Genomic DNA, 8,357 nt, shown 5'->3' with positions numbered 1-8,357 from the left:
GGAACGACAATGATTGATAAAAAACGAATACTCTCTCGCTTGTCTTTAATGCAAGAATATATCAATGAAATAGAACAAATGCTTTTAGAATCTGCACCAGACAAAAAATCAAATAACAATACTAGCAACGAACCAAAAATAGGCAAAATGGCAAGATATAGGCTAGCAAAACTCCTCACACAACGAGTGTGGAGTCCACAAGAATTTGCTAGCTTTTTTGACGAGAAGTATTGCAAAGATATGTTTGATATAGATTATCCTTTACTTACGCAAGGAAGTAGATTTGATGAGAATGGACACCCACGCTACTATAAGCACCAAATCTCTGTAAATGGCAGAAACTGCTATCTATGCTCGCAATGGTATGAGCGTAGCAAGCACAAACTTTTGGCTTTTATTGAGAAATATGAAAATTAAATAACGCATAGGGAGCGAAAAAATGAAAAAATTAGTTTGTATAGCGTGTGTTTTGATAAACATTATAAGTGCAAATACATTGGATATGATGTTGCAACTTAACGAATTAAGCGTACAAAGTCAAGAAATACACAGACAAGGTGAAGAAAATAGAAAAAGATATCAAGCAAATATATTAAGAGATGTAGCCAATATTGTATATATGGTGGAAAACAGCAAAACACAAGAACAGCAAAGATTAGGTATTAAGCTATTGCGTAATGCTACTTGGAACTTAACAGAGTGGGGAGGTAGTGATGAAATATATAATACTTACAGGAAAAACGGAAAACATAGAATTTTTATCGTAGAAGCACGAAATACAATAGAAATAAATAAGTTTCCAAAAATCAAAGAAAAACTTAGTGCGATAAGGCAAATAGCCCAACATTACGCATCCAGCGATTATACAGAAACAGGCGCGAGTACGGTGCTTGAAGAAGTTATATCATTTTTAAAAGAGTATGACGAATTGGCAAAGCAAAACAACAAATAACATAAATTTAATCCGCCTTAAATGAATGATTTTTTAGCAATTTTAGTAAGGCTTGTTCTTTGGATTTTGTTAAGGCGTGTTGTAACCATTTTTTTAAAGTATTGTTAAAAATAATACAAAATCAAAGATATTTTGCTATACTTTTTGACATTCCTTGTTGGCATTTCTATTTTACTTTTTAGCTTTTGCCTACCAAATCTCACACCAAAGGACACACAATGAAAATCACATACACACTAACCGATGAATCCCCAGCCTTAGCGACTTATTCGTTTTTGCCCATCGCAAAAGCATTTTGCAATCACGCAGATATTGAGGTGGCTACGAGCGATATTTCGCTATCTGCGCGCGTTTTGGCACAATTCCCAGAATTGCTTAAAGATTCCCAAAAAGTGCCTGACACCCTCGCTGAATTAGGCAAACTTGTCCAACAAAGCGATTGCAACCTCATCAAAACTCCAAACATTTCAGCGAGTATCCCACAGCTAAAAGCCACGATTAAAGAGCTTCAAAGTAAAGGCTATGCGCTCCCAGAATTCCCCGATGAGCCCAAAGATGACGCCCAAAAAGCAATCAAAGAAAAATACCAAAAAGTGCTAGGAAGCGCGGTAAATCCAGTGCTTCGCGCAGGAAACTCCGATAGACGAAGCACAAAAGCCGTCAAAGACTACGCGCGCAAAAACCCTTACCGCGTGATTCCCTTTGATAAAAGCTCCAAAACCATTGTGAACTCTATGAAAGATGGCGATTTTTTCGACAACGAAAAAGCCGCTCTCATCGATAAACCCACAAACGCTAAAATCATCTTTAAAGATTCAAATGGCACGACTACCACGCTAAAAGAAAATCTCAAATTAGAAAAAGATGAGATTTTAGACGCCACATTTATGGATAGTGCGAAGCTCTATGACTTTTATAAGGCACAAATTGAAGTCTGCAAAAAGCAAGATATTTTATTCTCCCTCCACCTCAAAGCGACAATGATGAAAGTCAGCGACCCTGTGCTTTTTGGCTACGCGGTAAAGGCGTATTTTGCCGAGATTTTTGAGCGATTTGGCGATGAGCTAAACGCGCTTGGTGTCAATGCAAATAACGGCGTGGCAGAGATTTTAAGCAAGATAGAATCTAGCCTTAAAAAAGCCCAAATCCTTGCGCTGTATAACGAAATCCTTGCCAAATCCGCCAAAATCTCAATGGTAAATTCTGACAAAGGCATCACAAATCTGCATATCCCAAGCGATGTGATTGTCGATGCCTCGATGCCCGCTATGCTAAAAAACGGCGCAAAACTATGGGACAAAGATGGCAAAGAATGCGATACCAACGCGGTAATCCCTGATAAAACTTACGCTACGATTTATGAAGCGGTAATCGAGGATTTGCACGCTAATGGCACGCTAGAGCCTAGCAAACTAGGCAGTGTCAGCAATGTCGGGCTAATGGCAAAAAAGGCACAAGAATACGGCAGCCACGATAAAACTTTCATCGCGCCAAGCGATGGAGAGTTTAGCATAGTAGATGAGAGTGGCAACGCGCTTTTAAGCCACAAAGTGCGCAAGGGCGATATTTATCGTGCTAATCAAGCTAAAATTGACGCGGTGCTAAATTGGATAGATTTAGGTATCGAGCGAGCCGAACTCACGGGCGATAGAGCGATTTTTTGGCTTGATGAGAAGCGGGCGAGCAACAAAATAATGGCTGATATTGTGCGCAATCGCTTAAAAGAAAAGGGCAAATCTATGGAGATTTTAGCACCCAAAGAGGCGTGCTTAGAATCGCTAAAACTCATCCGCGCAGGCAAAAACGCCATAAGCATTACGGGCAATGTGTTGCGTGATTATCTTACCGATTTATTCCCGATTCTCGAATTAGGCACGAGTGCGAAAATGCTTTCAGTTGTGCCTATGCTAAATGGCGGGGCGATGTTTGAGACAGGTGCGGGAGGCAGTGCGCCAAAGCAAGTCGAGCAACTTGTGGAGGAAAATCACTTGCGCTGGGATAGTTTGGGCGAGTTTTTGGCATTGCAAGCAAGCCTAGAATTTTACGCACAGCGCAATACTAACGCTAAAGCAAAAGTCCTCTCACGCGCTCTAGATAGCGCGATAGGGCAATGGCTAGATAACAACAAAGCCCCCTCACGCAAAGTAGGCGAGGATGACAACCGCACAAGCCATTTTTATTTAGCGATGTATTTCGCACGCGCGTTGGCAAATCAAGGTGAAGATTCTGTGATTTCTAGCTTTTTTGGTGGAATCGCAGATGAGCTAGAATCTAGCGCAGAATCTATCCGCGCAGAATTTAACGGCGCACAAGGCGTTAAAGTGGATTTGGGCGGATACTACAAACTCAATGACGACAAATGCAACGCCATAATGCGCCCAAGCAAGGCATTTAACGCGATTATCGAAAAAATCGCTAAGAAGTAAGCACGAGACAAAATACAGCGATTGTCATTGCGAGAATTTGACTTGTCAAATTCGTGGCAATCTATAATAAAAAAGCACAAAAAGCGTTATTTGGTTGCGTGTGCTTATGGATTGCCACGCTCGCGTGCGCTCGCTCGCAATGACAGAAACAAAATCCTTAATGCCGACAAATTGTTACATTTGCAAAATCTGCATAATTTTTGCAAATTTTCTACCAAAATGTTGCGTTTTTTTTTTTTTTTTGTCTTTGGTATAATGCGTGGAAGTTTTTAGATTTTAGGATTTTTCGATTTTGACCACAATAACAAAAAATCTAAACTCAAAAATGGACACTTAAAAGTGTTGCATTAAAAAATTAAGGAGTAAAAATGAAAGCAAATGAGAATAATTTTGGATTTATGAAAAATGAAAATGTGATTGAAATACCATTTTTTCAAAGGGCTTATGTTTGGAAAGAGGACGAATGGGAGCAACTTTTTGATGATTTACTAGATAGTTTTAAGTCCAAAAAAGAGCATTTTTTAGGCTCTATCATTTTAAAACAACTTCCTACACAAGCGGGTGAAGGTTCGTGCAGAAGTCTTATAGATGGACAACAACGACTTACAACTTTTTCAATACTTATAAAATCTCTTTATGACAAACTGCCAGATGATGACAAGCCAGATTATAATGAGTATTTGTTTGGCAAACCTATCAAGGATAAAAAGCCAAAAATTAAGCACTCAAAAATAAATGCAAATGCGTTTAATGAAGTATTAAAAGCTACAAAGTCAGTAACACAAAATACAAATGATAAGATTTTGGATTGCTATAAACATTTTAGTGAAAAGATTGCAAACTTGGATAATTTTAGAGAATTTATGGATTTTATTTTAGAATCTAATCTTTGGGTTGTGATAAATCTTTCGCAAGATGAGGACGAGCAAAAAATCTTTGATTCTATCAATTCCACAGGTGTGAAACTCACTGCTACGGACATTATCAAAAATGCGTTGTTTGATAAGGCTATAAAGCTACAAACAGATTATGAAAAACTCTATAAAGAGTATTGGGAAAGTGTCTTTGAGGGTGTAAATATAGATTTTTGGGATAGCGAAGTCGCAACAGGTAGATTAAAAAGAGCGCAAAGTGAGATTTTCTTACACGCTTTTGCTATTGTCAAAGGATTTTTTGATGCAGAAAAATCACTAGAAAAATTAAGCGCGTCTTATAAAGATGAAATTAAAAAATTTGATAAAGATAAAATAGAATCTTTTTTAAAAGAATTAAAACAATACGCAGAAATTTATTTTAATTTCCCTAAAATAGTATTTAGTAGCGATGACAAAAAAGCAACAAATTTTACTTTTGATGATTATGAGTTACGATTATTCCATATCCTAAAAGTTGCTGATGTCAATACCATAATGCCTTTGTTGCTAAAACTAAAATCATTATATGGTAAAGATAAAAAAATACTTAAAAGTTGCTATGAGATATTAGAAATTTTTGTAATAAATTGTTATATCTCAAGTTCCACTACAAAAGATTACAACAAACTTTTTGCCAAAATGACATTAGAGCTAGACAAGACAAACCCTGCGCTTTCAATCAAAAAGCATTTGCAAGGGCGACCAACAATAGAGTTGCCAAGACGCATACAAATTGAAAATGCTCTAAAATCTACTAGCAAAAAATTAGACAACAAACGCGCAAAATTAGTGCTTTTTTGGATAGAGCTATTTAGACGACGAAACAATCCAAACGACATTAAAGAACTTCCATATAAATACGAATTAGAACATTTAATGCCACAAAAATGGGAGGAAAATTGGGCTGAAATCGGCATAAACAAAGATAATGCAGAAAAATTGATTTATCAAATCGGCAATATGACTTTACTAAATGGCTCTCTAAATGTCAGCATTTCAAACGCTAAATGGGAAATCAAACTAAACGGCGATGGTAGCAAGAAAAATTGCATTAGTAAATGCGCGGATTTATTGGTTACGCGAGATGATATTGTAGATAAAAAGGAATGGAATGCGACAGAGATAAAAAATCGCACAGAAAATTTAACAAAAGAATTTTTTAAGATTTGGGATATTGCAAAACTAAATGATTAAGTTTGCAATATTATCTCAAACCATAAACCACGCAAAATCCCCCGCTAAAACTTTAAATTTTAAAAAATCTAAAGCGCGTTACAAATGAGATTTAAGCAAATTGTATCGCGTTAGATTTATCACGCCTTGCGAAAATACCTCATCATTTCTATGGTTTGGGCTTCTAGCGATTTTGCCACTCCTCCCCTCTCAACGCATTTTTGCAAATCGCTAATAATCCATTCAAAATCACTATCCTTTAGATTTTGCCCAAATTTTGCTTTCACACTTAGCTTTTCAATCTCTACAAACCCCACAAACACGCCCTTTTCACTCCCGCTAAACGCGCTTTTTTCAAAGCTAAAATTTTGACTTTGTGGCTCATATTTCGCCACAAGCGCACTTAAAATCGCTCGCTTCATAGCATTATCCTCCACCACGACAAACCTCCCCCAAATCATCACAGAAAAGAAAAATTGCGTAGGAATCATTTTGCCACCCAAAAACTCCGAGCCAATGTAGGCATAAGGCTTCACCGCGCTAAAGCACACTTGCGGGCTTTGCGACAAAAGGCTAAACTTGCGCCCTGCCCTAGCCCCGTGAATGCCAATCGCACCCTCTCCCCCGATACTATCAAAAAAGCAAAAACTAAGTGGCAAGCAATATGTCGCGGGCGGATTTAGAGTGCTATCAAGCATCACAAGCGTCCCAAAAGCTATTTCATCAAGGTGGGCTTTGATTAGCCCATTATCGTGGCATACAAACTCACTGCGTCTCATTTGCACCCCTTTTTTTTTAAAAATTTAATGCCATTATATCGAGTATATTGAGCGTGTCAAGTTTTGCTAAAAGTGTTTTTTACGCAAACTACACGCTATTTTTAAGATTTTCACTTTTTTTTTACAATCTTTCGCCTGCAACCTCACACACGATATAGCACACATTTTTTTATGATCTCGCCCAAAACTCGCATAAATCTTACATATCAATCCCACCTGCAAACTCCCACCCCAGCAGGTATAGCAACCCACACCCAAAATCTAGCGCAACTTACCAAAATCTACCCTAGCAACCGCCTATGCTCCAACTTTATACACGAATCCTCTTCATACGCAATCCCCGCGTTTTGCAACTTCTCTTTTGCCTTTGCATTGTGTAAATCTAACTGCACCCACACGCATTTTGGCGCATTTTTTAGCGCGATGATTTCATTTGCCACCGCTTCTAACGCCTCACTTTTGCGAAACACATTAAGAATATCGATTGTGCCACTCTGCCCGCAACTATCGCGCAATGACTCATCGCTAAACGCCTCTTGCAAACTCGCATACGCCCTGCGCCCCAAAATCTCGCCACTCTCTGGCAAACGCGGATAAATGGGAATGACATTATAGCCCTGCGCGAGTAGGTAACGCGCCACGATATTACTCGCCTTGCTCTCATCAGGGCTAAGCCCCAAAATTGCGATATTTTTAGCATTCTCTAAAATCTGTTTTTTCTCAAAATCATTCATTTTTTTGCCTTGATTTTCTTTACTTTGCATTTTTTGCCTCACTTGTTAAAATATTGCGTTTTTCACGCCCTACATTTTCATACCTTGCATTCCCCAAAATCACACATTTTTTAGCACTATTTCGCCTCTTTTTGTGTCGATTTGCCCCTCATTTTTTAGCTCTTTTAGCACTTTTGCGACTGCTTCTCGTGCGCTGCCTATGTGGTTTGCGATATTTTCTTGGCTTGTATGCACTATGCCTTCTTTGGCATTATTTGCTAAGAATTTCAACACACGCTCTTTAAGGCTTTTAAACGCGACATCGCCCACAATATCAAGAATCTGACGCAATCTCTTTGCCACTAGCTCGACATTAAAGCGCATAATCCCCGCATTTTGCGCACACAGCCGTTGATAGATTTCGTTGCTAAGCGTGAAAATCTCGCATTCCTCCATACACTCAAACATCACCTCATCGCCTAGCGTCTCGCTCATAAAGCTCGTAGAGATGATACAGCACTCCGTATCTGTCATATAAAAAATAGTGATTTCCTTGCCATTTGGCGCGATAGAAAACACGCGAATCCTCCCGCACACAAGGCGAAAAAACCCCAACTCATCGGCGTATTTTTTTGTAGCCTTTTCCATAACCTTAAACGCACCTTTTTCACGCAAGACTTTTAGACTGCTCTCATCGCCATAAATTTGTGTATTGATTTGCGCCACTCGCGCCATTTGAGATTGATTCATAATATCTGCCTTTATTTTATTTCGCTTCGTAACAAAGTTACATTGTATTTTTGCATAATTTGTGATAATAGCACAAAAATTTTAAAACTCTTTTAAGGTTTAAAATTTAAAGCAAGGCGATTACAAAATCTTAAATGATTTTACGAAGTGCAATAGTATTTTTTGCAAGGCGCGACTTGATTAGCGATTTTTGTGATATGTGCAGAGGCAAAGCGATTATCCTTTTTACAATAAGACACATTAAAGCCACCTTTTGCATTAACAAGTTACGCTTGAGAAACAAAAAATCAATTAACAAACACCCTATCATAAACTACGCCCAAGCAAAAAATGCCCTAAATATTGCTTGTAGGGAAATTGTATGTTTTTGTTAGATTCTTTATTTTTAAAATATTCGCCGTGAGAGCCTAGCGTAAAGCCGTTGCAAAGTTTGGGATTTTTTTCATTGCGATAAGTGGTTTTTAAATCCACCGCGAATTTTATATTAGAATCTGATTTTAGCACAAACGACAAATCTGGGTAGTAATTTTGATGTGTAGGCAAAACTACTTCAAAATCATACTGCCTCGCAAAATCTAAAATATATGGGAAAATATGAATTTCCAAAATCTTAGAAACCACTTTAGTATAGTTTGATAGGCTAAAAATGT

At 38.0% G+C, this 8,357-nt stretch carries 8 protein-coding genes; 4 read left to right on the top strand and 4 right to left on the bottom strand.

All coding sequences use genetic code 11. From position 1 onward, the window contains the following. From ACWIX0_RS12140 to ACWIX0_RS12125, 4 genes are all read left to right on the top strand, one after another. Positions 1 to 417: hypothetical protein (locus ACWIX0_RS12140; RefSeq protein ID WP_454174251.1), on the top strand; the 417-nt coding region annotated here is incomplete at its 5' end. Positions 418 to 439: 22 nt separating this feature from the next. Next, positions 440 to 952 (top strand): hypothetical protein, encoded by a 513-nt coding sequence (locus ACWIX0_RS12135; RefSeq protein ID WP_454174250.1) that lies wholly within the window; start codon positions 440 to 442, stop codon positions 950 to 952. A gap of 218 nt (positions 953 to 1,170) precedes the next feature. Continuing rightward, entirely contained in the window at positions 1,171 to 3,378 is a 2,208-nt protein-coding gene (locus ACWIX0_RS12130; RefSeq protein WP_454174249.1) for an NADP-dependent isocitrate dehydrogenase, read from the top strand. Positions 3,379 to 3,746: 368 nt separating this feature from the next. Next, complete coding sequence (locus ACWIX0_RS12125) at positions 3,747 to 5,486, top strand: DUF262 domain-containing protein (protein ID WP_454174248.1); 1,740 nt, start codon at positions 3,747 to 3,749, stop codon at positions 5,484 to 5,486. A gap of 119 nt (positions 5,487 to 5,605) precedes the next feature. On the opposite strand, the gene ACWIX0_RS12120 is transcribed toward ACWIX0_RS12125, so the two are convergent. The 4 genes from ACWIX0_RS12120 to ACWIX0_RS12105 form a co-directional block, all read right to left on the bottom strand. Then, the gene (locus ACWIX0_RS12120; RefSeq protein WP_454174247.1) at positions 5,606 to 6,244 is read right to left on the bottom strand and encodes a pyridoxamine 5'-phosphate oxidase family protein; all 639 of its coding nucleotides are present in this window, start codon (positions 6,242 to 6,244) and stop codon (positions 5,606 to 5,608) included. A 281-nt stretch (positions 6,245 to 6,525) separates the two neighbouring features. Beyond that, positions 6,526 to 7,008 (bottom strand): CoA-binding protein, encoded by a 483-nt coding sequence (locus tag ACWIX0_RS12115; protein ID WP_454174246.1) that lies wholly within the window; start codon positions 7,006 to 7,008, stop codon positions 6,526 to 6,528. Between the two features lie 69 nt (positions 7,009 to 7,077). After that, entirely contained in the window at positions 7,078 to 7,707 is a 630-nt protein-coding gene (locus ACWIX0_RS12110) for a Crp/Fnr family transcriptional regulator (RefSeq protein ID WP_454174245.1), read from the bottom strand. A 306-nt stretch (positions 7,708 to 8,013) separates the two neighbouring features. Then, the coding region (locus ACWIX0_RS12105) for a type II restriction endonuclease (protein ID WP_454174244.1) at positions 8,014 to 8,357 on the bottom strand (344 nt) is incomplete at its 5' end.

Source organism: Helicobacter sp. T3_23-1059, from assembly GCF_053654515.1.
This window is presented reverse-complemented; position numbering and strand designations above follow the sequence as displayed.